We start from the raw sequence: 25,337 nt of genomic DNA, 5'->3' as shown, positions 1-25,337 counted from the left end.
TTTCTTTGCCGTGACCCCTCAGAATGCCCTGTTTTCCGTATGGGAAACCTTGCGCAACCTGAAGTTTCTTCGCATCTTGCGTGCACCAAAAACAAAGTCCGCAAAATGGACTTCAGGGGAGGATGTGAAATGCCATACGCCGGCATGAAAGACCGCAATGCGATCGAGGCAGAAATGCCATGGGAAAAGCGTGACGTTCCCAAGACGCTTTTCGCGCAGCTCACGCAGACAGCGACGAAGTTTCCCAATCACAACGCGGTCAGCTTCCAGCTTTTGTCGGGGCCGGCCGACAAAAAGGAGACCTTTACCTGGAAACAGCTCCACGGGAAGGTGGCTCAGGCGGCGAACATGTTCCGCAGCCTTGGCATCGGTCCCAAGGACGTGGTGGCCTACGTGCTGCCCAACTGTAATGAAACCATCCTGACCCTTCTTGGCGGTGCCGTCGCGGGCATCGCGAACCCGGTGAACCCGCTGCTGGAACCCGAGCAGATCGGCTCCATCCTGCGCGAGACGGGCGCCAAGGTCGTCGTGACGCTGAAACCCTTCCCCAAGACGGACGTGGCCGAAAAGACCGCAAAGGCGGTCAAGCTGGCCCCGAACGTCAAGACGGTGCTCGAGGTCGATCTCAACCGGTATCTCACACCGCCGAAGTCCTGGATCGTGCCGCTGGTGCGCCCCAAGATGACCGTGACTAATGACGCCAAGTACCTGAATTTCAACACCGAACTCAACAAGCAGCCCACGACCCTCAGCTTCGAGGATGTGCAGGAAGACCGCGTCGGCTTCTATTTCCACACCGGTGGCACCACGGGCATGCCCAAGGTCGCGCAGCACCTCTATTCCGGCTCCATCTACAACGGCTGGGTTGGTGCCACGGTGCTCCTCAGCCCCGACGACGTGATGCTTTGCCCGCTGCCGCTGTTCCACGTGATGGCCTGTCAGGTCATGCTGATGGGTGCCGTCGCCTCGGGCGCGCATGTGGTCTTCCCGACGCCGCAGGGCTACCGGGGCGAGGGCGTGTTCGACAACCTCTGGAAACTGGTCGAACGCTACAAGGTGACCTTTGTCGTCTCCGTGCCGACGGCCCTGGCCGCAACCATGCAAGTGCCTGTGAACGCGGACATTTCCAGCGTGAAAACTGCCTTCTCCGGCTCCGCACCCCTGCCGCTCGAACTCTTCAAGCGGTTCGAGGAAAAGACCGGCATGACCATCGTCGAGGGCTACGGCATGACCGAGGCCACGTGCCTGGTCTCCGGCAACCCGGTGGACGGTGAAAAGAAGGTCGGCTCCATCGGCATCCCGTTCCCCTACACCGACATCAAGATCATCAAGGGCACGTCCGACGGCGAGGTCGAGGCCGGTGTAGACGAGATCGGCGAGATCTGCGTGTCGAACCCCGGCGTCTACGTGGGCAATACCTACACCGAAGCGGACAAGAACAAGGGGCTGTATTACAAGGATAAATACCTGCGTACCGGCGACCTTGGCCGCGTGGACAAGGACGGCTACCTCTGGATCACGGGCCGCTCGAAGGACCTGATCATCCGCGGCGGTCACAACATCGACCCCGCCGAGATCGAGGAAGCGCTGCTCAAGCACGAGGCGGTGGCATTTGCCGGGGCCATTGGCCAGCCCGATGCCCATGCGGGCGAGCTTCCTTGCGCCTTTGTCGAACTGGTCGAAGGGGCCAAGGTGACCGAGGAAGAGCTGATCGAGTTCTGCAAGACCCATGTCACCGAACGCGCGGCCCAGCCCAAGCACATCAAGATCATGGGCGAGCTGCCAAAGACCGCGGTGGGCAAGATTTTCAAGCCCGATCTGCGCAAGGATGCGATCACCCGTATTTACGACGAAGCGCTTGAAAAGGCTGGTGTTTCTGCGCGTGTCGCCAATGTGATCGACGACAAGAAGCGCGGTCTGGTGGCACAGGTCAAGATGAACGGCGCGTCGGACGCGGATGTCGAGGGCGTGCTGGGCAGCTTTACCCAGGGTTGGGAAAAGGCGGCGTGAGCGGGCCGGACTATCGGCGTCTGATCGACGCCGAGGTCTGGGCCTATATCGAGAAGCTGGACGCCAGCTATCCGCCTGACGCGGTGGAGATGTCCATCGCGGATCAGCGCAAGCACTACGACGCCATGTGCAAGGTCTTTCAGCAGCCACGCCCCCCGGGCGTGGCTGTTTCCGATCGTGCCTTCGGCGGGGTGCCCTGTCGGGTTTACGCAGTCGAAGGGCCGGACGTCACTGTCGTCTATTACCACGGCGGCGGCTTCGTCGTGGGCGGGCTCGACAGCCATGACGACGTCTGCGCCGAGATTGCGGCGCGCACGGGTTATGACGTGATTTCAGTGGATTACGGGCTGGCGCCGGAGGTGGTCTTCCCCGGTTGCTTCAACGACGCATGGGCGGCTTTCGCGGCCGTGGCAGCGGAGCGGGAGGGCGATCTGATACTCGCGGGCGACAGCGCGGGGGGCAACCTTTCCGCCGCCGTGGCGCATCATGCGCGGGGGCGCGTGGACGGGCGGATCGTGGGGCAGGTGCTGATCTATCCGGGGCTGGGCGGGGATACCACGAAAGGGTCTTACGTGGAGCATGCGAACGCGCCGCATCTGACGATGGCGGATTTGAATTTCTACCGGACAGTGCGCACGGGTGGGGCCGAACCGCCCGAGGACGACCCGCGCTATGCGCCTCTGAAAGACAGTGATTTCAGGGGCTTGCCGCCGACGGTGGTTGTCACCGCCGAGTGCGACCCGCTGGCGAGCGACGGCGAAAGCTACCGCGACGCGGTCCGCGCGGCGGGGGGCAGGGCGGTCTGGTTCAACGAACCCGGACTGGTGCACGCCTGCCTGCGCGCGCGGCATGTGAGCAAGCGCGGGGCGGCGTTCTTTGACCGGGTGGTCGAGGGGGTCGCGGCTCTGGGCAAGGGCGCGTGGCCTTATGGGTAAGGTGGGTTTGAAACCCACCTTACGATAGGAAACTCATTTCTTTCATGGTGTTAGCGACAGGCGCGCCGAGGCGGTGCAGGATCGTCGGGGCCAGTTGCAGCTGGTCGATCACCGAATCCGGGCGCGGGCCTTCCGCCGGGCCGAAGTAGTAAAGCGCCGTGTCTTGCTGCAGCTCGCCGCGTCCGCCGTGGTGGCCGCGGTCGTCCTGGCCGTGGTCGGCGGTGACGATCACCTCGTAGCCTGCCGCGCGCCACTTGGGGATGAAGGGGGCGAGCATCTCGTCCATGACCGCGCAGGCGTGGTCCATCTCGTGGCAGTCGTGGTAGAAACGGTGGCCCATGCTGTCGAGTGTGCAGGTGTGGAGCATGCCGTAGTTCAGCCCGAAGCGCAGGCAGAGATTGGTGAGCGTTGCGAAGAGATCGACGTCGGAGGGCGTCATCTGGTTGGCCGCGCCGTAACCCGTCATCGTGTGGAAACGACCGTGGTTGATGGTCTTGCTGTCGGGCTCGTCGTATTCGATATCCCGAACGTAATCAAAGGGATGGCGGTTGAAGAACTCCGACCAGAAGCTGTGCGCGACCGCCCCCGTGACGCCGCCGCCCGCGCGCACCTGGCTGAAAACGTCCTTGTGCTTGAGGCGGAACACATTGCCGTTCCCGGTGCTGCCATGCTCGGCCGGGGCGACGCCCGTATGGATCGAGGCATAGCAGGAGGCGGAGATGGAGGGCAGCACGGCGCGGTGTTTCCAGACACGCGCCTCGCCCGATGCCACCCAGCCTTCGAGGTTGCCGAAGAGGCGGCGGAAATTGCGGTAGGGGACGCCGTCGAGGATGATGAGCAGCAGTTTATTGTCCATGGGGGGCTCCGGTTTGGTTCGGGCATTTGTGGCGCAGGGGGCGCGCGCGCGCAACGGTGAACAGGGGATTTCGGGGCGGGAGCACGAATCGGGGGTTAACGGCCTTGTCTGTTGGGGAATGTGGGGGGCACCGGACGTGCACCCTGCGTACACAGCGCGTACACCGGTTGGCACCGATCTGCCGGGTTAAGGGGGCGTGCGGTGGAGTTTCCTAAGAAAAGGTGAAGATCAGAAGACCGCGTGGTCGCCGCGCGAGAGCCGCACCTCTCCGGCGGCAAGTGCGCGGTAGAAGTCGGGCAGGGTGTCGGTGCCGAATTCAGGTGTCGCATCGGCGTCGTAGCGGGCCGTGGCGGGGTTCCAGAGCAGCATGGATTCGGTGGCGTAGTAATGGCCGATGCGGGCGAGTTCGGCCTTGGTGGCGAGTTTGGGGCTGACGCGGCCGCCGAGGGCGAGGGTGGCGGCGATTGTGGTGATCACGCGGGGAGAGACAGAGCGGTATCTCGGTGGCAGCTTCAGCGCGTCGAAGAGGGCGGCGCCCATGTCGCGCGGGGTCAGCGCGGGGCCGGGGCCGCCGATGGGAAGGATTGAGTTCTGCTTGGCCGGGTCGGTGAGGCAGGCAGCGATGAAACGACCGAGGTCGGCGTCGGAGATCGGTTTGCAAGCGGTCAGCCTGCCGTCGCCGAACATGAGGTAGGGTTTGCCTTGTCTGAGGCGGTCCATCTGGCCGGAGAGGGATTTGAAGAAGGCGGTGGGGCGGACGATGGAATAGGTCAGGCCGGAGGTCTTGAGGGCGTTTTCAAAGGCCAGTTTGGCGTGCTGGAAGGCGAGGCGGGGTTTCTGGACGCAGATGGCGGAGAGGAGGATGAAATGCGCGGCTCCGGTCGCCTGGGCGGCGGTCAGCAGGTTCAGGTTTGCCCCGTGGTCGATGGCCCAGGCGTCGACGGGGACGCCGGTGCGGGAGGCGAGGCAGGAGACGACGGTCTGCGGTTTGAGTTGTGTGAGCGTGGCGGTGAGACTGTCAGGGTCGGTGACGTCGGCGGTGAGGTCCGAGATGCCGTCGATGCGGGCGGGCGTGCGGCCGAGGGCCCTGACGGCATGGCCCGCGTCGCGCAGGGCGATTGCGGTGGCGCGACCGGCGGTGCCGGTGGCGCCGCAGAGGGCGATGGTCTGGGTCATGGGCGATCAGCCTATAGCGGAACGGCGCGGGCTCAAGAGGGGAGCGGCGGTGCGGCGCTCCTGGCTGTGCCAGGACGCCCCGCCCGCCGTCCCGTTCTGGTTGCTATGCAGGGGATGTTGTGGCTGCTGCGGGTGTTGTGCCGGAGTTGTATTGGAAAGATGAAGCGGGGCGTGGCGCTCGGCCAGCGGGCGTGGCGCGGACTTTCGGCTGAGAGAAACACGGACGGCGCTGGTGTCGTTTTCCTCAGTGGCCGGCACTTTCCATCTTGCGGTGCTCCAGCACCTCTTCGAGCCAGCCGAGCTTCATCTCGGGCACCGAGCTGAGCAGGAGGTCCGTGTAGTCGTCGAAGGGGGGCGAGAGGACCTGCGACTTCGGCCCGTAGCGCACGACGGCGCCCTGGTACATGACCGCGATGCAGTCGGCGATGGCGCGGACCGTGGCGAGGTCGTGGGTGATGAAGAGGTAGCTCACGTCCTCGATCTTTTGCAGTTTCAGCAGCAGTTTCAGGATGCCGTCGGCCACGAGCGGGTCCAGCGCCGAGGTGACCTCGTCGCAGATGATCAGCTTGGGTTTGGCGGCGAGGGCCCGGGCGATGCAGACGCGTTGTTTCTGGCCGCCGGAAAGCTCCGCCGGGTAGCGGTCCTGGAAGCCGTCGCCGAGTTCGATTTCGTCGAGGAGTTCCTGGATGCGGGCCTGTTTCTCGCGGCCCTTGAGGCCGAAGTAGAATTCCAGCGGTCGGCCAATGATCGTGCCGACGGTCTGACGCGGGTTCATCGCTGTATCCGCCATCTGGTAGATCATCTGCAATTCGCGCAGATCCTCGCGGCTGCGGGTGGGCAGGTCGGGGCTGAGGGTGCGGCCATTGAAGGTGATGCTGCCCTGGCTGGGCGGCAGGAGGCCGGTGATCACGCGGGCGAGGGTGGATTTGCCGGAGCCGCTCTCGCCCACCACGGCGAGGGTCTGGCCGGGGTGCAGGTCGACATTGATGTTCTTCAGCACGTCGAAATTGGTGCCCCTGTAGCGGGCGGTGATGTTTTCGACCCGCAGAAGCGGGGTGTCGGTGGGCTGCTTTTCCTCGTGGCGGATGGAGCGGACGGAGACCAGCGCCTGGGTGTATTCTTCCTTGGGCGCGTTGATGATCTGGTCGGTTTCGCCGTATTCGACCATATCGCCCATCTTGAGCACCATGATGTGGTCGGAGACCTGGGCCACCACGGCGAGGTCGTGGGTGATGTAGAGCGCGGCGACGCCGGTGTCGCGGATGGCGTCCTTGATGGCCGCCAGCACGTCGATCTGGGTGGTCACATCGAGGGCCGTGGTGGGTTCGTCAAAGACCACGAGGTCGGGTTCGGGGCAGAGGGCGAGAGCGGTCATGCAGCGTTGCAATTGGCCGCCCGAGACCTGGTGGGGGTAGCGGTTGCCGATGTTTTCGGGGTCCGGCAGGCCCAGCTTGGTGAAGAGGGTGACGGCGCGGGCCTCGGCCTCTTTCTTGGAGAACTTGCCTTGCAGGATCGCGGCTTCGGTCACCTGTTCCATGATCTTCTTGGCCGGGTTGAAGGAGGCGGCGGCGGATTGGGAGACATAGGTCACCTCGCCGCCGCGCAGTTTGCGCACGTCCTTGAGGCCGGAGGCGAGGATGTCGCGGCCGTTGACCCAGACCTCGCCGCCGGTGATTTCCACGCCGCCGCGCCCGTAGGCCATGGTGGCGAGGCCGATGGTGGATTTGCCGGCACCGGATTCGCCGATGAGGCCCAGGACCTTTCCGGGGGCGAGGTCGAAGTCGACGCCGTGGACGATCTCGATTTCCCTGGGCTTTTCGCCGGGGGGATAGACGGTGGCGCCGATCTTGAGATTGCGGACCTTGAGGAGCGGTTCGGTCATTATCCCCGGCCTCCTTTCAGAGAGGTGGTGCGGGCGAGGACCCAGTCGGCCACGAGGTTCACCGAGATCGCCAGCAGCGCGATGGTGATGGCGGGGTAAAGCGCGGCACCGATGCCGTAGGTGAGGCCTTCGGCGTTTTCGCGGACGATGCCGCCGAGGTCGGCCTGGGGTGGCTGGATGCCAAGGCCGAGGAACGACAGGGTGGAGATGAAGAGGACCGAGAAGATGAAGCGCAGGCCCATTTCGGCGACAAGCGGCGAGAGGGCGTTGGGCAGGATCTCGCGGAAGATGATCCAGGCGGTTTTCTCGCCCCTGAGTTTCGCTGCCTCGACGTAGTCCATCACGTTGATGTCCACGGCGACCGCGCGGGCGAGGCGGTAGACGCGGGTGGAATCGAGCAGGCCGATGACGAGGATCAGCACGGTGATGGAGATGGGCGTGATGGATAGGATCACCAGCGCGAAGATCAGCGAGGGGATCGACATCATCAGGTCGACGAAGCGGCTGAGGGCCTGGTCGACCCAGCCGCCCGAGACGGCGGCGAGAAAGCCGAGGACCGAGCCGGTGAAGAAGCTGAGCATGGTGGCCAGCGTGGCGATCCAGATGGTGGTGCGGATGCCGTAGATGATGCGGCTCAACAGGTCGCGGCCGATGCCGTCGGTGCCGAGCAGGTATTCGGAGGTGCCCGGTTCCCAGAAGCCGTTGGAGACAACCTCGTCATAGCCGTAGGGGGCGATGAGGGGGGCGAAGATGGCCACGAGGAAGAAGAGCGCGGTGAAGAAGAGGCCCAGCAGGGCGGCGAAGGGGATGCGGAGGTTGGTCATGGGTGCGCCCTCGAAGTCTTGAGAGATACTGCAACCGGGTGCCTCCCCGCGCCTTTGCGGGTGCGCGCTATTTCACGGGGTGTCTCCCCGCGCTTTGCCTGCGGCAAAACGCTTGGTCGCACTCGGTGCGTTTTTTCGGAGAAAAACGCGCCGGGGTCGCACGAAATGAATTTTTTCGGGGAAAAATTCATTTTGGATGCCTCAAACGCGGGTTGGTCAGGATCGAGACCACGTCGGCGACGAGGTTCAGGCCGATGTAGATGGCAGCGAAGATGATGCCGCAAGCCTGAACGACGGGCAGGTCGCGCTTGGTGACGTGGTCGACGAGGTACTGGCCCATGCCGGGGTAGACGAAGACCACCTCGACCACGACGACGCCGACGACGAGGTAGGCGAGGTTGAGCATCACCACGTTGACGACGGGGGAGATCGCGTTGGGGAAGGCGTGTTTGCGTATCACCGAGAAGGTGGACATGCCCTTGAGCTCGGCGGTTTCGATGTACGCGGATTGCATCACGTTGAGGATCGCGGCACGGGTCATGCGCATCATGTGCGCCAGCACCACGAGGGTGAGCACGATGACGGGCAGGGCGATGCTCTCCAGCCGGGTGAAGAAATCGGCGTCGGGGCGGTAGCTGACGGCGGTGGGGGAGAACCAGCGCAGTTGCACGCCGAAGATGAACATCATGATGTAGCCGATCACGAACTCGGGCATCGAGATCGTGGTGAGCGTCGAGGCCGAGATCAGTTTGTCGGGCCAGCGTTCCTGATAGCGGACGGCCAAGAGGCCGAGGAAGATTGCCAGCGGCACGGCGACCACTGCGGCGCAGACGGCGAGGAAAAGCGTGTTGGCGAGGCGGCGGCCCACGGCCTCGTTGATCGACTGGCCGGAGGTGAGGGCGGTGCCGAGGTCTCCGGTCAGGAGGCCACCCAGCCAGTTCATGTAGCGGGTGACGGGCGGGTCGTTCACGCCGAGCTCTTCGCGCAGGTTGGCGAGTGCCTCAGGCGTGGCCGACTGGCCGAGAATCTGTTGTGCTACGTCTCCGGGCAGGATCGAAGTGCCTGCGAAGATCACGATGGAGACGAGAAAGAGCAGGAGCAGGCCCAGCGAAATACGCTGGGCCAGGAGTTTTGCAATCGGTCCCACGGATCAGACTTTCACCCACATCCGCAGAGGCGCGTAGGAGTTCATCAGCGCAAAGCCTGCCGTGCCCTGCACCCAGCCGTCCACACGGTCGCCGTGTGCGTCGATAAAGTCGTTGAACATCGGGCAGATCAGGCCGCCGTCGTCGCGCAGGATGGTGCTCATCTCGGCGTACATGGCCTTGCGCTTGTCCCCATCGAGTTCCGCGCGGGCCTGGATCAGCAGCTCGTCGAAACGCGGCGAGTTGAACTTGGTGTCGTTCCAGTCTGCCGTCGACAGATAGGCGGTCGAGAACATCTGATCCTGCGTTGGGCGGCCGCCCCAGTAGGAAGTACAGAAGGGCTGCACGTTCCAGACCTCGGACCAGTAGCCGTCGTTGGGCTCGCGCTTGATCTCAAGCTCGATACCGGCACCCGCCAGCGACTGCTGGAAAAGTGCGGAGGCATCCGGTGCGCCGGGGAAGGAATTGTCCGAGGTGCGCAGCAGGATGGGGCCGGAGTGGCCGGATTTCTCGAAGTGGAACTTGGCCTTGTCGGGATCGTACTCGCGCTGTTCGAACTCCGTATAGAACGGGTAGGACGAGTTGATCGGCGTGTCATTACCGACCGAGCCGTAGCCGAAGAGGATCTTGTCGACCATTTCCTGACGGTTGATGCCGTGCTTCAGCGCCAGCCGCAGGTCCTTGTTGTCGAAGGGCGCGGTGTTGGTGTGCATGATGAACACGTAGTGGCCCGGACCGGCGGTCGAATGCACGGCCACACCCGGTGCGCGGCTGACGAGGCCCGCGGTGCGCGGCGGCACGCGGTCGATGATGTCGACCTGGCCGGACTGGAGGGCGGCAACACGCGCGGTGTTGTCGTTGATCACGATGATCTCGATGGTCTCGGCGTTGCCGAGGTCACCCCAGTAGTCTTCGCGCTTGGCGGCGACGAAGCGGACGCCCATGTCGACCTCTTCCAGCGTGTAGGGGCCGGTGCCGATGGCGGCGGTGGGGTCGTCCTTGCCGCCGTTGGGCTGGATCAGCAGGTGGTAGTCGGCCATGAAGTAGGGCAGGTCGGCGTTGCCGGTTTTGAGCCCGATGACCAGCGTGTCGCCTTCGGTCGAGAGCGTGTCGATGTCGCGCAGCAGACCCAGAGCGCCGGACTTGGTGTCCTCGCCCGAGTGGCGTTCGATGGTGGCGCGGGCGTCTTCTGCCGTCACCGGCTGCCCGTTGGAGAAGGTGATGCCGTTGCGGATCTTGAAGCGCCAGGTCTTGGCGTCGGCGGAGCCTTCGAAGCTTTCGGCAACCTTGCCCTGCAGCCCGCCGTCGTCGTCAAGCTCGACCAGCGGTTCGCCCCACATGCGGCCGACCATGAGCGGGACCTGGTTGGCGGCGGTCGCGGGGTCGAGGGTGTCGGTGGTCGCACCGCCCTGTAGGCCGATCTTGATCGTGCCACCCTTTTGCGGGCCGGCGGCGCGGGAGGCGGTTGCGAGCATCGCGTTGGCGGCAACGGCGGTGATGCCGAGTGCCGCGGCGCGGCCCACGAAGTCGCGGCGCGTCATCAGGCCGCGCGTCACGCGCTGGCTTAGATATTTAAGTTCGTCGTTCATGAAGAGGTCTCCCCGTCTGTTACCGCGCGTTTCGCGGCTTTTATTGATTGCCGGGTCAGGTTTGCGCATTTCCTCCATGCCCGCAAGGACAAATCCGGGGGATTTGTGACGGCGTGTTTACATGTGATCGCGCGGGATCGTGTCGGAGAGATCGCGTTCGAGGATCAGTTGATCGTTCTCGTAGGCCTCCAGACGCGCGGTCAGGTGGAAATGCGTGGGATCGCTGGTCATGGCGCAGAAGGTCTCGGTGCGCAGGCGGATGTCGCCGCGTTCGAGTTCGGCTGTCCAGTGGCATGCGCCCCTTGCCGAATTGGGATCGTCCGGGTGGATGTCCCAGCGTTCGCGGGCGATGGTGCCGGTGATGAGGCCGTGTGCGCTGTCGCGTTTCTTTCCGAAGTCGTCCTCGATGATCAGGCTGACCATGCCGGTGACCTTGTCGGTTTCCTGGCGGCGGATGTGGTTTTCGGGGCGCAGCGGTTCGGTCTGCCAAGGCTCGGCGGCGGTGGGCGGTTCGAAGGTGTGTTCGTTGCCGCCCCTTGTGGGGCGCTGGGGCAGGGCGATCTGGCCTGACGAAAGTGTGAGGCTGGTCTTATGGGGGGAAGGCCAAATCAGCGGCCAGTAGGCATCGGAGATCGAGACGCGCAGGCGGTGGCCCTTGGGGACGCGGTAGGCGATGTGGTCGAGGGTGAAGGTGATGTCCTGCGCTTGGCTGGGGGTCATCGGTTGCGGGTCGGACGGGCCGTGCCGGTGGGAGAGGTTCAGCACGCCGTAGGTGATGCGGGTGCTCGCGCCGTCGGGGTGGATGTGGTTGAGGCGGACGGCGATCTGCGCCTGGGGGCGGTCGCTGGCGAGTGTGAGGGTGATTTTCGGGGCGCCCACGATGTCCATGTTCTGGGTCAGCGGCGCGCTGTCGAAGGTGGTGGAGAGCGCGTCGTCGGGGCGCTGGTCGCCGGGCATCTCGGGGCCGAGCCAGATGGCGCAGTATTCGCCCGCCTCGGCACCCGTGTGGGCGGGGGAGTTGATGCTGGCGGTGAGGGTTCCGGGGGTGGCGGAGAGGCCCGCGTCAGTGAGGTGCAGGGTTTCGGTGGGCAGGTGGCTGGTGGCGCCGGCCTCTTCGGCGATCCAGCGGCCGGGGCGTTCGAGGTACCAGCTTTGCGGGCGCACGCCGTCCATGAGGTAGGCGCGGTAGTCGGGGTCGGTCTCGACGCCGGTGTCTGCGTCCTTGAGCCAGCGGTCCCACCAGCGGAGTGCTTCCTGCAGGAAACCGATGCGCGGTTCGGGGGCGGCGAAATGTGGATACTTGTGGACCCATGGGCCGACGATGCCCTTAGCCCCCGGCAGCGCCTCGACCAGTTGCGGGACGGCGTTCTTGTAGGCGTCGCCCCAGCCGCCGATGGCGAGGACCTTGGCCTTGATCGCCGCATAATCCTCGCAGACCGAGCCGTGTTGCCAGTAGGCGTCGCGGCGCTGGTGTTTCAGCCAGAGAGCGGGGAGAAAGGGTTCGGCGTTGAGGCGCGCAAGCCAGAGGTCGCGCCAGTTTTCGCGCAGGGCGGGGTCGGGGGCGCGGGAGGAGTAGGCCCACATGGTCGCACCCCAGCCGAGGTTTTCATTGAGCAGGCAGCCGCCCTTGTAGTGGATGTCGTCGGCGAAGCGGTCGACGGTGGAGCAGAGGGTGATGACGGCCTTGAGCGGGTCGGGGGCGAGGGCCGCGACCTGCAAGCCGTTGAAGCCGCCCCAGGAGATGCCCATCATGCCGATGCGGCCCGTGCACCAGGGCTGGGCTGCGAGCCAGTCGATGACCTCGATGCAGTCACTGAGTTCCTGCGGGGTGTATTCGTCCTCCATCTGCCCCTCGCTGTCGCCGTTGCCGCGCATGTCGACGCGCACACAGGCATAGCCGCGCTGGGCGAACCACGGGTGAGTGAGCGCGTCGCGGGCGGTGGTGCCGTCGCGTTTGCGGTAGGGGAGGTATTCGAGGATCACCGGGACGGGATCGTCGCCAGCATCCTCTGGCATCCAGACACGGGCCGAGAGGCGGCAGCCGTCGGAGAGGGTGATGCCGAGATCCGGCTCTTCGGTGATGTCGCGCAGGGCGTTGGGGGCGATACTCATGGCGCGAGCCTTGGCACGGGGGAATTTCTTGTCAACTGTTGCGTGGCCGGGTGGGGCGGGAAAGGCACGCTGGTGGCAGTGCAGGAATTAATGGGTTGTGCCGAAGGTTTTCCTCACTTTCTTGTCGCAAGTGCGGGTTTCAGCCGTACGGACGTCAGCGCGGCACGGCAACTGAGATGAAAACGAATGGTCACGCGCCGCGCGCCGTCGGTGTATCTGTCTTCCGTGCCATTCTAGCCATCGCGTGCCGAGCAACGCCACCCGTCCCGACAACCGTGCCCATGTGCCGGTAACGGAATTCACGCCGTATTTCACGGGGCTGTTGATCCGGGCCGAGGCACCGCTGGCAAAGGTGGCCGAGACCCACAAGACCGAGAGCAAGGCACCGCATTGGTTCTGGGGGCAGTTCGGGCGGTTCCGCCGCCAGATGGCCGAGATCGCGCTGGGGTCTTTCGTGGCGAACCTGCTGGCGGTGGCGGTCGCGCTGTTCTCGCTTCAGGTCTATGACCGGGTGATCCCGCACCAGTCGGAGGCGACGCTCTGGGTGCTGGCGGCGGGGGCGGGGCTGGCGCTGCTGATGGAGGCGTTTCTCAAGATCGCGCGGTCGCGGCTGATGGATGGTGCGGGGCGGCAGATCGAGCTGTCAGTCTTGCAGATATTGATGCAGCGCATTCTGGGGATGCGCTCGGACGCCAAGGGGCAGGCCCCGAACCAGGTCTTCTCGGCCATGCGCGAGTTTTCCTCGGTGCGCGAGTTCTTTACCGCCTCGACCATCGGGACGATTGCGGACATTCCCTTCATCTTTGTCTTTCTGTTGCTTGTGGTCAGCATCGCGGGCAACGTGGTCTGGGTGCTGGTGCTGGGCGGGGTGCTGATGGTGATCCCCGGTTTGTTTCTGCAAAAGAAGATGATCCGCCTGACGCAGGAGACGCAAGGGGCCTCGGCCAAGGCGTCGCGGTTGCTGCATGAGACGATCTTCGAGCTCGATACGCTCAAGACCCAGCGGGGCGAGGACCGCGTGGCGCGGCTTTGGGCGGAATTGAACGCGCTGCAGGCGCTGAAGTCCTCCGAGCAGCGCAAGCTGGCCTCGGCGCTGACCTTCTGGTCGCAGGGCGTGCAGCAGGGGACCTATGTGGCGACGGTGATCACGGGGACGTACCTGGTGTTCGCGGGGGAGTTCACGGTGGGCTCGATCATCGCCGTGGGCATCCTGACGGGGCGGACGCTTGCGCCGCTCACGCAATTGGCGGGGACCATGGCGCGCTGGGGCAACGTGAAATCGGCGCTTGATGGGCTGGAGGCGATTGCGGCGGTGCCGCAGGATGCCGAGGAAGGGCGGACCTACCTGCGGCGCGAGGCGCTGAAGGGGCATTTCGAGTTGCGGGATGTTTCCTTCCGCTACGAGGACGATGGCGCGCCGACGCTGGATATTCCGGGGCTGGCCATTCTGCCGGGGCAGAAGGTGGCGGTGCTAGGGTCGAACGGGGCGGGCAAATCGTCCTTGCTGAAGTTGTTGAGCGGGCTTTATGCTCCCGAGACGGGGCGCGTTCTGATCGACGGGACGGAGATGAGCCAGATTGACCCGCGCGATCTGCGGCGGCTGATTGGCTATCTGGGGCAGGATGTGCGGCTCTTTGCGGGGACGTTGCGGGACAACCTGAACCTAACGATGCTGGAGCGGGACGATGCGCGGCTGATGGCGGCGTTGGAGTTCGCGGGGCTGGGGCCCTTCGTGCAGGGGCATCACAAGGGGCTGGACCTTGAGATCAAGGACAATGGCGCGGGGCTGAGCATCGGGCAGCGGCAGTCGATCGGCTGGGCGCGGCTGTGGTTGCAGGACCCTGCGATCTGCTTGCTGGACGAGCCGACGGCGGCGCTGGACCGGACGCTGGAGGCGACGTTGGTCAGCCGGCTGGAGCGCTGGATGGCGGGGCGGACGTCGGTGATCGCCACGCACCGCGCGCCGATCCTGGCGCTGACCGAGCGGACGCTGGTGCTGCAAGGGGGGCGAATGACGGTGGACGGGCCCAAGGACAAGGTGCTGAGCCATATCGCCGGACGCGGGGGGCAGGCGGCATGACGTTCCTGACCCCCGTGCCCCTGGACGCCCAGTTGCACCGCGAGATGCGGGGGCCTTCGGCGGTGGTCTGGCTGTCGGCGGCGGCGGTTTTGCTGTTTATTGTATGGGCGGCCTTCGCCTGGGTGGACGAGATCGTGCGGGCGGAAGGCTCGATGATTTCCTCGTCACGGCCGCAGATCATCCAGAACCTCGAAGGGGGGATCCTGGCGGAACTGGCAGTGGCCGAGGGGGACATGGTCGAGCGCGGCGACGTGCTGGCGCGGCTGCACGGAACGCAGTTCCAGTCTTCGGTCGACGATCTGCGCGACCAGATTTCCGCGTTCGAGATCAGGCGCTTGCGGCTGGAGGCGGAGCTGGCGGGGCAGTTCGATTTCACGGTGCCGCAGGAATGGGCGGCGCGCACGCCGGACATCGTCGAGAGCGAGCGGGCGCTTTTGCGGGCGCGGCAATCGGATTTCGTCTTGCGCTCTGACGGGGCGAAGCGGGTGCTGGTGGAGGCCGAACGCGAGGCGGAGGTGATGAACGACCTTCTGGACCGCAAGATCGTGTCGCTGATCGAGGCGACGCGGGCGCGCAAGGCCTATGCGGATGCGCAGATACGCTTCGACGAGATCACCACGCAGAGCGAGCTGGACCGCGCGCAGGAATATTCGGATGTGCTGAAGGAACTCGCGACTTTGCGGCAGAATTTGAAGGCGAGCACGGACCAGCTGGAGCGGACGGTGCTGCGCTCGCCCATGCGGGGTATCGTGAATAACCTTTCGGTAACGACCATCGGCGGCGTGGTGCGGCCCGGGGAGGAGATCCTGCAGATCATCCCGCTGGGCGAGGAATTGTTCGTCGAGGCGCGGGTGAAGCCCGAGGATATCGCGGGCGTGCGGCCCGGGCAGGAGGCGACGGTAAAGCTGTCGGCCTATGACTATACGATCTATGGGTCATTGAAAGGGCGGGTGAAGCTGGTGTCGGCCGATACCTTCAAGGACGAACGCGCGCGGGCGGCGGATGGCGATCCGCATTACAAGGTGACGGTCGAAGTCGATACCGGGAGCCTGACCGAGCGGCAGGCGGGGCTGCGGATCAGACCGGGGATGCAGGCCTCGGTCGAGCTGCACACGGGCGAGAAGACGGTGCTGCAGTATCTGCTGAAGCCGCTTTACAAGTCCAAGGAAGCGTTTCGGGAGCCCTGACGGTAACCGGTCCCGGCACTTCGGACCCCCGCGAGTGAGAGACGTTGCATTATGAGTTGTATTGGAAAGATGAAGCGATACGTTTGCGCTTCATCTTTCCAATACAACTCATTCTCCGAAGGCAGCAGGCGGCGCAGCGCTGGGCATTCTAGGTCTGCGTGTCGAGCCAGATGGTGACCGGGCCATCGTTGGTGAGGGCGACGGACATGTCGGCGCCGAAGCGGCCTTTCTGCGTCGGGATGCCGAGGGTCGCGAGATGCGTGGCGAAATGTTCGTAGAGGTGGTTCGCTTCGTCCGGTTTGGCCGCGTAGGAGAAGCCGGGGCGCGTGCCGCGCGAGGTGTCGGCGGCCAGCGTGAACTGGCTGACGACGAGGGCGGAACCGCCGGTCTGGGGCAGGCTGCGGTTCATCTTGCCCGCCTCGTCCTTGAAGAGGCGGAGTTTGGCAACCTTGGCGGCAAGGGCCTCGGCCGTGGCCTCGGTGTCGTCGGGCATGGCGCAGACGAAGGCCAGGAGGCCGGGGCCGATCCGGGAGATCGTCTCACCGTCTACTGTGACGGAGGCGTCGGTCACGCGCTGGAGAAGGGCGCGCATCAGTCGGCCCAGTCGATGATGTCAGAGGGCTCCGCGCGTTCCGTGCGGAAGTGGTTCGCGGGGTCATCCTCGTCCGCGTAGCCGAAGGAGATGGCGCAGAGCACGAGGCGGTCGTCGGCGATGCCGAAGTGGTCGCGCACCTGCGGGGCGTAGGCGGCGATGGCGGCCTGGGGGATGGTGGCCACGCCGAGGGCGGTGGCGGCGAGGGTGAAGGCGGTGACGAAACCGCCGGTGTCCATGGCCCCGTAGGGGCCCAGTTCGGCGGGGGCGTGGACGATGGCCACATGCGGTGCGCCGAAGAGCGTGTAGTTGCGCAGCATCTGTGCCGCACGCCCCTTGCGGTCGGCGCGGTCGATGCCGACGGCCTCATAAAGCTGGAAGCCGCAGGTGCGGCGGCGTTCGCCGTAGATGCCAGAATATTTGGCGGGCCAGTCGAGATCGGGCTGCGGCGGGGTGCCCTTTTTGGCGATGGCGTGGATGTGGGTGCGGAAGGCTTCCGTCGCCGCGCTCTTGGTGATGGTCACCTGCCAGGGCTGTGCGTTGCACCAGGAGGGCACGTGGCGGGCGGCGGCAACGATCTTGGTGATCGTCTCGTCCGGGACCGGGTCGGGCAGGAAGGCGCGGCAGGAATAGCGCGCCTGAAGGATGTCGGTGAAGGTGTCGTATTGGGTCATTGCTGTGCTGCCAGGTAGCCGATGATGCCTGCGGCGATGGCGCCGAGGATCACGGCGATGGTGATCTTGATGGCCGAGAAAGGGCGTTCGCCCTGTACCCGTCCCGTCCGGCCATTGACGACGAAACGGTAGGTCTTGCCACGGTACTTGTAGGCGGCGAGCCAGACCGGGAGCAGGATGTGCTTGAAGGTGAGATCGCTGAGGTCCGTGTCGATGGAATGCACGCGCTGGCGGTCGCCGCCGATGTCGAATTTTACGTCGCGTTCGATCACGCGGTCCATATGGGCGCGGGCCTCGCGAAAGCCGTCTTCGAGGGGGACGGCATAGGCCTCGGCGCGGAAACCGGCAAGGTATTCGGGGGCGTAGGGCTCCAGCGCCGAAAGGTCCCACGGTTCGAGGGCATCGGTGTATTTCTTGGGCAGAGACCGCGATGCCAGCACCAGCACATCGTCGAAGAACCGAGCGATCCGGCCAGAAGCGGGGCGCCAGCGGATTTTCTGGACCTGTTGCTGTACGCGCTTGCCGTCGCGGACCACGGTTTGGGTGACGTAATAGACCGTGCCGCGTTCGCCCGTGTAGCGCGAGCGGGTGTCGGCGTCGAAGGTCCAGTAGGGGACGTAGATACCCTGCATCCGGCGGCCCTTTCGGGCGTATTCCTGCAGGCCGTTGGGGGCGAACCAGAGGCGGCCGAGCCAGTCGGTCATGGCGTCGCGGGCGGCGTCCTCGGTCAGGGCGAAGGGCAGGACGGCGCGGGGCCTGATCTGGCGGTTGGTCCCGGCGTCGATGACGAGGGGCGTGGCGCAGAACGGGCATTCGGTGGCGTGCTTGCCGTCCTTGAATTCCACCTGGGCTGCGCAATTGGGGCAGGTGGTGACGCGGGTTTCCTCCATCTGGTCAGGCGCGAGGTCAGCACGCAGGCCCGCGGCGAGGTCAAGCTCGGCGATGGGGGAGAGGTGAAAGCCCGTGCCCTCGATCGGTTGGGTGTTGCCGCAGTGGTCGCAGACCAGCTGCCCCGCTTCGGGGGCGTAGCGCAGGTCGGAGCCGCAGGCATCGCAGGGGAAGCGATGCTCGGTCAGGGGGACGTCGGGGGTCAGAGTGTCGGCCATGGGCGGAGAGATAGCGTTGAATGAGTTACGCTGCCAGCGCTGTTTCAGAGGTATCGGTGCAGGGCCTTCGGCGCCATGATGCGCAGGGCGTTGTCCCTCAGGCGCAGGTGGCGCCAGATGTGGAAGGTGGCGTGGATCACCGCGATAAGGGCCAAGAGGTAGAATTCGTAGATGTGGATCTGGCCGATGATGTCGTTGGCCTCCTTGAGGCCGAGGGGCGGGGCGATGGGGAGGAAGCCGCCTGCTTTCAGAAGGGTCGTGGAGGTGAGGCCCAGGAGGAATCCGGTGATGGCGACGCCGAAGAGGCCCCAGATCAGGGCCTTGTGCAGCCATTGGTGCGCGTGGCGGGCCCAGCCCTTGAGCTTGGGGCCCGGGCGGCTGGCAAGACCGCGGCGGAGGTAGTCGGCGGTCCAGAGCAGGCAGAAGGTGACGAAGATCAGCGCGAGGATCGAGTGGAACTGGAAGGCGGCCTGGCCGAAGGGGAGAACGTCGTCGGGGGTGACGAGGGTGAACCAGACGAGGAGCGGGACCATGGACCAGTGCAGGACCTTGAGGGCTGAGCGGCGGTGTGGACGCGTGATCATGGTCTGCTTACGTAGCGCGGGGCGGGGAAGTTTCGCGCGGGTGCTGGTGGTATGCGGAGTATGACCTGATTGAGCGCGCTGAGCGCGCATTCGATTTTATTGATTTTCCATGGGAAAATCGGATGAGGGGCTGTCTGCCCCTCAAACTCCCCGAGGACTTTATACAGCCAGAAAGAGGGCGTTTTCGGTTTTGAGTCCCTCATGCGCCCTGCGGCGGTGGGGGTGGCAGGACGGTGAAGAGCTGGGCGAGTTCCATCACGTCCTCGGCCTTTTGCCAGCCGTCCTGGCCCGGCGTCCAGACATAGGTATCGCGGGTGAGCGTGCCGTCACTGGCCATGCGGCCTATGGAGGCTTTGGAGAAGGGGCCCTTGGTCTCGCCGCCCTCGGCGATGTGCCAGACGTGTTCGACGGGGGGCGGCGGTGGCGGGACCATCTGGGTCTGTGCAGGTGCTGCCGGTGTCGTTGCGGGGCGGGCGCCCCAGGGACCCGTCTGGGCGGCGGCGGCCTGTCCGATCTGCATGCCGAGGCCCGCACCGAGACCCGCCTGGATCGCGGCGGCTCCGGCACCCTCCCGTCCCAAGGCTTCGGCGGCCTGGAACTGCATGTATTGATTGAGGTTTCCGATGACGCCCATCGAGGAGCGCTTGTCGAGCACCTGTTCGACCGCAGGAGGCAGGGAGATGTTCTCGATGTAGAGCTCGGGGAGCGAGAGGCCGTATTCGGCGATCTGGGCGGCTATTTCCTTACCCACGAGCTGGCCCAGTTCGCGGGTGTTGGCGGCCATGTCGAGGACGGGGATAGCGGCGCGGGCGATGGTGCGGGAAAACTCCTGCACGATGACGTTGCGGATCTGGTAGCTGATCTCGTCCATGGTGAATTCGCCATCGGTGCCGACGATTTCCGTGAGGAAGCGCGCGGGGTCAGCGACGCGCACCGAATAGGTGCCGAAGGCGCGCAGACGGACGGGGCCGAATTCCGGATCGCGGACGATGATGGGGTTCTTGGTGCCCCATTTCAGATCGTTGAAGCGGGTGGTGTTGACGAAGTAGATCTCGGATTTGAAGGGGCTTTTGAAGCCGTGATCCCAGTGCTGGAGTGTGGTCAGGATCGGCATGTTGTTGGTCTCTAGCATGTAGAGACCGGGGGTGAAGACATCCGCGAGTTGGCCTTCGTGGACGAAGACCGCCGCCTGCCCCTCGCGCACCGTCAGCTTGGCGCCGTATTTGATCTCGTGGCCTTCACGCTCGAAGCGCCAGACCATGGTGTCGCGGGTGTCGTCGGTCCAGTGGATGACGTCGATGAACTGGCCGGAGAGGAAATCGAAGATGGGCATGAAATCGATCCTTTAAGTCATTGTATTATATGTCAAAGCGGCACCCCCATCACCTCGCGGGCGATGATGCGGGTGATGGGGGCGGCCTGCTGTGCGGTCATGCCCGGGCGGAGGCGCGGGTCGTAGAGCATCTGCAAAAGCAGCTCGTCGTGGCCCGTGAGTAGGGCGAATTCGTCGTCGTCGTTGAAGATCGAGGGGCGCGCGGCGGGGCTGTCGTTGGCAAGGCCGAGGCCCTGGGCGAGTTCCTCGTGAATGCAGGAAAGGCGCAGGAGGTCGGGGTTTTCGGAGCGGATCACGGCGACGGCGGCGGTGTAGACATTGGGGTTCTCGCCCGCTGCGTAAGCTGCCACGGCGCAGTAGGTGTCGCGGCGCATGTTGCGCAGGGCGCGCAGGGAGTTCTCGGAGATGCCGGGGACGCGCGTGGCGGCCTCGGCCAGGGTTTCGGCGCGGTCGTCCTCGGAGGCGATGATGACGAGGAAATTGGGCTGGCCGATGGCCGAGACCGGGTGGCCGGTGGCGCGGGCGAGGCGGCGGGCGTAGGCGTTGACGGCGTCGCTGTCCGCCTTGCGCTGCGAAGGCGGGACGCCCGCGCCAAAGATCACGCCCATGCGTACGGGGGACTGCCAGCGGCGCAGCGGGCTTGCCCCGCCACGGCCTGCGAAGTTTCCGTCGTATTCGTTGAAGAAGACGATCTGTTCGAAGTTGCGCGCGAGAATGTCGGGTGAGAAGGGGGTGTCCGTCCCCCCGCCGTCCTCGCGGAGAAGGCCCTGGCTCAGTTGTGCCTGCTGCACCTGGTTGAGGTACCGGCGCAGCATCGCGCTTTTCTGCGAGGTGGGACGGGCGACCACGGGGGCGGGGGCCGCGGCGGCGGGGCGCGCCTGCGGCTTGAGCGTGGGTTCCACCGGCATCAGCAGGTCGCAGCTCGCCAATGCCACCAGCCCTGCAAGGGCGGCGACGCGGCCAAACCGGCGATATGTGCCCCAGCCCCGCACCGAGGATCAGCCTTTGGGCATGGCGGCCGAGGCGGTGTCGCCCAGCCCGGTCTTCTTGGCCTTGGCGGCGGCGAGGGTTTCGCGCAGCTTGGCTTCCATCTCCTGCAGTTCCTTTTCCGCGGCGGCGCGGCGGGCCTTGCCCTCGTCGGCGATCTGGAGCGATTCCTCGATCGTGCCGATGAGGTCGGCGTTGGCCTGTTTAACCGCTTCGATGTCGAAGACGCCGCGCTCCATCTCTTGCCGGATCATCTTGTTGCTGTCGCGCAGGTTTTTCGCGTTTGCGGTCAGCAGTTCGTTGGTCAGGTCATTGGCTTCGCGCACCGCACCGGCGGCCTCGGCACTGCGCTGGATGGTGACGGCCTGTGCGAGTTGCGTCTCCCACAGGGGGACGGTGTTGACGAGGGTGGAGTTGATCTTGGTGACGAGGCTCTTGTCGTTTTCCTGCACGAGGCGGATGGACGGGAGCGACTGCATCGTGACCTGGCGGGTGAGTTTGAGGTCATGCACCCGGCGTTCCAGATCGTCACGGGCGGCACGCATGTCGCGCAGCTCCTGTGCTTTCATCACGCCCTCGTCTTCTTTCGTGCCCTGCACCTCTTTTTCCTTGGCGGGGATGGTTTTGGTATCAAGCTCGGCCAGTTTCGCCTCGCCAGCCGAGATATAGAGCGCGAGTTCGTCGTAGAATTGCAGCGTCTTCTCATACAGCATGTCGAGCGATTTGATGTCCTTCAGGAGCGTATGCTCGTGGGTCAGCAGGTTGTCGGTGATGCGGTCGATCTGGCCCTGAACCTGTTCGAAGCGCGCCGTGAATTTCGCCATGGGGGCGGCGCGGCCGATCAGCTTTTCCCACCAGCTGCGTTCGCGGCGCACGTCCAGTTCGGAGACGGAAAAGCCGCGGATGGTGGTGACGATATCGCGCAAGCTATCGCCCGCCGGGCCCACGTCCTTGTTGCGCACATCGGCGAGCATGGATTGGCTGATCTCTTGCAGTTCCGCCTGGGCGGCGGAGCCGAAGGAGACGATTGAGTTGGTGTCTGACATGTCGATCTCGGCCATGCGGCGCCTGATCTCGTCGCTCATCGGTTTGTCGGCTTTCTCGAGCGGGACGATGGCGTTGGCGGCGACCGGTTCGGGGAGGACGACGGCGGTAACTTCCTCGACCATGGCAAGGGATTGATTGGCTTTTTCGCGAACGGTGTCAGGCATTTGATGGGGTCCCTTAAAGTTTTAAATGAAGTGTCACGGGCGGTCGAGGCGCACGCCCTCGCGCGAGAGGCGTTCGCGCAGGACGTCGATTTCGACGGTGAGGTCGGAGCGGTCGTCGAGCAGGGATTTCTGCGTGCGGGCGGCGAAGTTGTGATCGAGGTCTTCCAATAGCGCCATGTAGTGATCGCGTGCCTCGGCGTCCTTTGTGCGGCTGTAGATGTCGGCGAACTTGATTGTCGCATCGCGGGCGCCGAGCAGGTAGACGCCGAGGTATTTGCGCGCGGCGGTCAGGTCGCGGGGGTCTTCCTCGACCGTGCGGATGAGGGTGCGGGCGGTGTCCTGGAACTGCGCGAGCCGTTCGGCGGCGCGGCGGTCGCCCGCGCGCTTCATGGCGTCGGTCATGGCGGCGAGGTGTTTCTCGGCCTCGTCCACGACGCGGGCGACGCGGTCCTGCTGGAAGGTGTCGATGCCTTCCATGCCCTTGTCCTTGAGCGGGTCGATGCCGAAGGCGGCGAGGTGCAGGGCGCTGGCGCAGAGGCCGAAGAGGACGGGGGCGAGGAACTCTGTCGTGCTGCCGAGGTGCGCGAGCACACCGAGCGCGGTGCCGATGCCGATGCCAGCGGCGGCGAGGATCTTGCGGGGCAAGGCCGGGCGGCGGGCAACCTTTCGGGAAAGGTAGGCGGCCTCGGCCTGAAGGCCTTCGCGCAGGAGCCATGCGGAAAGGGTCCAGATGCCCGCGCCGGCAAGACCGAGCGTCATGGCGAGGGCGCCGTCGGAGATCGTGGTCGCCACCAGCACGATGGCGGGGATGAACATGATGTTCGACCGTCCGCCCGCCGGATCGACCTCGATCCGCTTGGCGGGGCGTGGTGCGGTGTCATTCTTGCCGTCGGGGCTGTATTTTCCGCCGTATCGTTGCGCCACCTTTTACAGACCTCCGAGCCAGCCGGAGGCGACGCCGAAAAGCACAACGATCAGAGCTACATAGGCGGCTTTCTGAATGCCGGTAGGGGCCATTTCCCCCTCCTTTGCTTGGGCCAGCACCGGGGCGAGCGTGCGCTGTCCGGCCTGTACGAGATTGGTCCAGATTGAATACAGAATCATGGCAATGGCAATGCACACTGCCGTCAGCAGAAGGATCAGGAGTATTCGGGCCATGCTACCTCTCTGCCTTTAACATAAGGGTTCCGCGCTGCGGGTGCTAGGGCTGCGCCCGCGCCGCATCTACAAGCTAAGGTGTTGACGGGCCGATGTGTATTCCCCGTTGCGGGGAAAATGGGCGCGGGGGGCGCATAATTGACGAAATGCCCTCAGCGGCGGCGTTTCTGAGGCCTCTGGCGCGGTTTGAGGGTGGGTTTGCCGGGTTTCTTGCGCATGGCGGTACCGCTGTCGTCCTCAATTTCCAGCCCCAATTGGTCGCGGACCACCTTGCGGCGGATTTCCTCGACCTCGCCCGCTTTCAACTCTCCCAGCTGGAAGGGGCCGTAGCTGATGCGGATGAGGCGGTTCACGCTGAGGCCCACGGATTCCATCGCGCGGCGAATTTCGCGGTTCTTGCCCTCGCGGAGGCCAACGGTGAGCCAGGCGTTCGCGCCCTGCTGGCGGTCTAGCGTGACGGTCATGGGCTGGAATTTCTCCCCGTCGATGGTGATGCCCTTGCGCAGGGGTTCGAGCGTGTCGTCGCTGGGGCGGCCGTTGACGCGCACGCGGTAGCGGCGCAGCCAGCCGGTGCTGGGCAATTCCAGCTTGCGCTTGATCGCGCCGTCGTTGGTGAGCAGCAGCAGACCTTCGGAATTGAGGTCGAGACGGCCGACGGTCATGACGCGGGGCATGTCATCGGGCAGTTTGTCGAAGATCGTTTCGCGTCCTTTCTCGTCCTTCGTCGTCGTCACGAGGCCTGTGGGCTTGTGATAAAGCCACATGCGCGGCGGCTCAGGCTCGGATATGGGCGATCCATCCACAGCGATCTTGTCCTTTTCGGACACGTTGAGGGCGGGGGAGGTGATCTGCTTGCCGTTGACGGTGACGCGACCCGCTTCTATCATGCGCTCGGCCTCGCGGCGCGAGGCGATGCCGGCGCGGGCGAGCACCTTGGCGATACGGTCGCCTTGCGGCGTGTCGGGGGCGGGTTTGTCGGCCATGCCTTCCGATAGCGGCTTTGGCGGGCTTGCGAAAGGGGTGGCTTTGCGGTCCTGTGGGCGCATGGTTTTTCGATCTTTCATGGATCAGGCGCTGGAAGAGGCGCGGGCGGCGGGCGCGCGGGGCGAGGTGCCGGTGGGCGCCGTCGTGGTCGATCCGCAGGGCGCGGTTGTCGCGCGGGCGGGGAACCGGACGCGTGAGTTGAGCGATCCGACGGCCCATGCCGAGATCGTGGCGCTGCGCGCCGCCTGTGCGGCGGCGGGGTCGGAGCGGTTGGTGGGCCATGCGCTGTATGTGACGCTGGAGCCCTGCGCGATGTGTGCCGCGGCGATTGCGGCGGCGCGGATTAAGCGGGTGTATTATGGCGCGCAGGACCCGAAGTCGGGCGGGGTGGCGCATGGGGCGCGGGTGTTTTCGCATCCGCAGTGCCATCACGTGCCGGAGGTGTTCGATGGGATCGGGGCGGAAGAGGCGGAGAGGCTGTTGAAGGAGTTCTTCGGGGATCGGCGCGACTGACGCGCACCATGGCCAGAGCGCTGCATTTGCCGCATGATGGGACAAAGGAGACGCTTCATGAGCGACACCGAGACCATCCAGCGCCCCGTCGTGCTACCCAAGACCGAGAAGCCCAAGCTCTACAAGGTCATCCTGTTGAACGATGACTTCACGCCGCGCGATTTCGTCACCTCTGTCCTGATGTCGGTCTTTCGGATGAGCGAAAGCGAGGCGCAAGGGGTGATGTTGACGGCGCATCGGTTGGGGGCCTGCGTCGTGGCCGTCTACACCAAGGAGGTCGCGGAGATGAAGGCGAAGGACGCGACGGACCTGGGCCGTCAGTACGGGTTTCCGCTGGCCTTTACGACGGAGAAGGAGAGTTAGGGGTGGAAGCGGGAGACGCGGTGGCGATGTTGAATA

At 65.1% G+C, this 25,337-nt stretch carries 23 protein-coding genes; 6 read left to right on the top strand and 17 right to left on the bottom strand.

All coding sequences use genetic code 11. The annotated features are described in order from the left end of the window. Nucleotides 1-129 precede the first annotated feature (129 nt). Both AB2B41_RS18125 and AB2B41_RS18120 read left to right on the top strand, forming a co-directional pair. Entirely contained in the window at nucleotides 130-2,010 is a 1,881-nt protein-coding gene (locus tag AB2B41_RS18125) for an acyl-CoA synthetase (RefSeq protein WP_367879232.1), read from the top strand. Next, nucleotides 2,007-2,945, top strand: coding sequence for an alpha/beta hydrolase (locus AB2B41_RS18120; protein ID WP_367879231.1), 939 nt, complete (start codon nucleotides 2,007-2,009; stop codon nucleotides 2,943-2,945). Before AB2B41_RS18125 ends, AB2B41_RS18120 begins: the two co-directional genes overlap by 4 nt. A 19-nt stretch (nucleotides 2,946-2,964) precedes the next feature. Here the strand turns inward: AB2B41_RS18120 and AB2B41_RS18115 are convergent, their stop codons facing one another. From AB2B41_RS18115 to AB2B41_RS18085, 7 genes are all read right to left on the bottom strand, one after another. Continuing rightward, nucleotides 2,965-3,801 (bottom strand): alkaline phosphatase family protein, encoded by an 837-nt coding sequence (locus tag AB2B41_RS18115; protein WP_367879230.1) that lies wholly within the window; start codon nucleotides 3,799-3,801, stop codon nucleotides 2,965-2,967. Between the two features lie 228 nt (nucleotides 3,802-4,029). After that, the gene (locus AB2B41_RS18110) at nucleotides 4,030-4,977 is read right to left on the bottom strand and encodes an NAD(P)H-binding protein (protein WP_367879229.1); all 948 of its coding nucleotides are present in this window, start codon (nucleotides 4,975-4,977) and stop codon (nucleotides 4,030-4,032) included. A 244-nt stretch (nucleotides 4,978-5,221) separates the two neighbouring features. After that, nucleotides 5,222-6,859, bottom strand: a complete 1,638-nt coding sequence (locus AB2B41_RS18105; protein ID WP_367879228.1) for an ABC transporter ATP-binding protein — start codon at nucleotides 6,857-6,859, stop codon at nucleotides 5,222-5,224. Continuing rightward, entirely contained in the window at nucleotides 6,859-7,683 is an 825-nt protein-coding gene (locus AB2B41_RS18100) for an ABC transporter permease (protein ID WP_367879227.1), read from the bottom strand. Before AB2B41_RS18100 ends, AB2B41_RS18105 begins: the two co-directional genes overlap by 1 nt. A gap of 187 nt (nucleotides 7,684-7,870) precedes the next feature. Beyond that, nucleotides 7,871-8,830, bottom strand: a complete 960-nt coding sequence (locus AB2B41_RS18095) for an ABC transporter permease (protein WP_367879226.1) — start codon at nucleotides 8,828-8,830, stop codon at nucleotides 7,871-7,873. Nucleotides 8,831-8,833: 3 nt separating this feature from the next. Beyond that, nucleotides 8,834-10,417: an ABC transporter substrate-binding protein gene (locus tag AB2B41_RS18090; protein ID WP_367879225.1), complete on the bottom strand. Its 1,584-nt coding sequence runs from the start codon at nucleotides 10,415-10,417 to the stop codon at nucleotides 8,834-8,836. A 117-nt stretch (nucleotides 10,418-10,534) separates the two neighbouring features. Next, complete coding sequence (locus AB2B41_RS18085; RefSeq protein WP_367879224.1) at nucleotides 10,535-12,529, bottom strand: CocE/NonD family hydrolase; 1,995 nt, start codon at nucleotides 12,527-12,529, stop codon at nucleotides 10,535-10,537. Between the two features lie 244 nt (nucleotides 12,530-12,773). Between AB2B41_RS18085 and AB2B41_RS18080 the strand changes: the two genes are divergently transcribed. Both AB2B41_RS18080 and AB2B41_RS18075 read left to right on the top strand, forming a co-directional pair. Further along, nucleotides 12,774-14,609: an ATP-binding cassette domain-containing protein gene (locus tag AB2B41_RS18080; protein ID WP_367879223.1), complete on the top strand. Its 1,836-nt coding sequence runs from the start codon at nucleotides 12,774-12,776 to the stop codon at nucleotides 14,607-14,609. Next, nucleotides 14,606-15,796, top strand: coding sequence for an HlyD family type I secretion periplasmic adaptor subunit (locus AB2B41_RS18075; protein WP_367879222.1), 1,191 nt, complete (start codon nucleotides 14,606-14,608; stop codon nucleotides 15,794-15,796). Before AB2B41_RS18080 ends, AB2B41_RS18075 begins: the two co-directional genes overlap by 4 nt. A gap of 148 nt (nucleotides 15,797-15,944) precedes the next feature. Here the strand turns inward: AB2B41_RS18075 and dtd are convergent, their stop codons facing one another. The 10 genes from dtd to AB2B41_RS18025 all read right to left on the bottom strand — a co-directional run bounded on the left by dtd (nucleotide 15,945) and on the right by AB2B41_RS18025 (nucleotide 24,424). Next, the gene (gene dtd, locus AB2B41_RS18070) at nucleotides 15,945-16,388 is read right to left on the bottom strand and encodes a D-aminoacyl-tRNA deacylase (protein WP_367879221.1); all 444 of its coding nucleotides are present in this window, start codon (nucleotides 16,386-16,388) and stop codon (nucleotides 15,945-15,947) included. After that, nucleotides 16,388-17,062: a nitroreductase gene (locus tag AB2B41_RS18065; RefSeq protein WP_367879220.1), complete on the bottom strand. Its 675-nt coding sequence runs from the start codon at nucleotides 17,060-17,062 to the stop codon at nucleotides 16,388-16,390. The genes dtd and AB2B41_RS18065 overlap by 1 nt, the downstream gene beginning before the upstream one ends. Further along, nucleotides 17,059-18,168 carry a TFIIB-type zinc finger domain-containing protein gene (locus AB2B41_RS18060; protein WP_367879219.1) on the bottom strand — a complete coding sequence of 370 codons (1,110 nt, stop codon included), beginning with the start codon at nucleotides 18,166-18,168 and terminating at the stop codon, nucleotides 17,059-17,061. Before AB2B41_RS18060 ends, AB2B41_RS18065 begins: the two co-directional genes overlap by 4 nt. Nucleotides 18,169-18,212: 44 nt before the next feature. Next, complete coding sequence (locus AB2B41_RS18055) at nucleotides 18,213-18,752, bottom strand: cytochrome b/b6 domain-containing protein (RefSeq protein WP_367879218.1); 540 nt, start codon at nucleotides 18,750-18,752, stop codon at nucleotides 18,213-18,215. A gap of 199 nt (nucleotides 18,753-18,951) precedes the next feature. Beyond that, a complete protein-coding gene (locus AB2B41_RS18050) occupies nucleotides 18,952-20,085 on the bottom strand; it encodes an SPFH domain-containing protein (protein WP_367879217.1) in 1,134 nt (377 codons plus the stop codon). Nucleotides 20,086-20,117: 32 nt separating this feature from the next. Beyond that, entirely contained in the window at nucleotides 20,118-21,077 is a 960-nt protein-coding gene (locus AB2B41_RS18045; RefSeq protein WP_420014309.1) for a DUF2927 domain-containing protein, read from the bottom strand. 6 nt (nucleotides 21,078-21,083) lie between these two features. Further along, nucleotides 21,084-22,283 (bottom strand): toxic anion resistance protein, encoded by a 1,200-nt coding sequence (locus tag AB2B41_RS18040; protein ID WP_367879216.1) that lies wholly within the window; start codon nucleotides 22,281-22,283, stop codon nucleotides 21,084-21,086. Nucleotides 22,284-22,316: 33 nt separating this feature from the next. Beyond that, nucleotides 22,317-23,207: a 5-bromo-4-chloroindolyl phosphate hydrolysis family protein gene (locus tag AB2B41_RS18035; RefSeq protein WP_367879215.1), complete on the bottom strand. Its 891-nt coding sequence runs from the start codon at nucleotides 23,205-23,207 to the stop codon at nucleotides 22,317-22,319. A gap of 3 nt (nucleotides 23,208-23,210) precedes the next feature. Next, nucleotides 23,211-23,441, bottom strand: a complete 231-nt coding sequence (locus AB2B41_RS18030; RefSeq protein WP_367879214.1) for a hypothetical protein — start codon at nucleotides 23,439-23,441, stop codon at nucleotides 23,211-23,213. A 152-nt stretch (nucleotides 23,442-23,593) separates the two neighbouring features. Further along, nucleotides 23,594-24,424 (bottom strand): pseudouridine synthase, encoded by an 831-nt coding sequence (locus tag AB2B41_RS18025; protein ID WP_367879213.1) that lies wholly within the window; start codon nucleotides 24,422-24,424, stop codon nucleotides 23,594-23,596. 61 nt (nucleotides 24,425-24,485) lie between these two features. Here AB2B41_RS18025 and AB2B41_RS18020 point away from each other — a divergent pair, with 61 nt between their 5' ends. Further along, nucleotides 24,486-24,938 (top strand): nucleoside deaminase, encoded by a 453-nt coding sequence (locus AB2B41_RS18020; RefSeq protein WP_367879212.1) that lies wholly within the window; start codon nucleotides 24,486-24,488, stop codon nucleotides 24,936-24,938. Between the two features lie 57 nt (nucleotides 24,939-24,995). Then, nucleotides 24,996-25,301: an ATP-dependent Clp protease adaptor ClpS gene (locus AB2B41_RS18015; RefSeq protein WP_367879211.1), complete on the top strand. Its 306-nt coding sequence runs from the start codon at nucleotides 24,996-24,998 to the stop codon at nucleotides 25,299-25,301. The last annotated feature ends 36 nt before the right edge of the window (nucleotides 25,302-25,337 follow it).

It is taken from the genome of Sulfitobacter sediminis (assembly GCF_040811725.1).
Classification (GTDB): domain Bacteria; phylum Pseudomonadota; class Alphaproteobacteria; order Rhodobacterales; family Rhodobacteraceae; genus Sulfitobacter; species Sulfitobacter sediminis.
The sequence above is the reverse complement of the archived record's forward strand: the minus strand, read 5'-3'. Positions and strand labels throughout refer to the sequence as shown.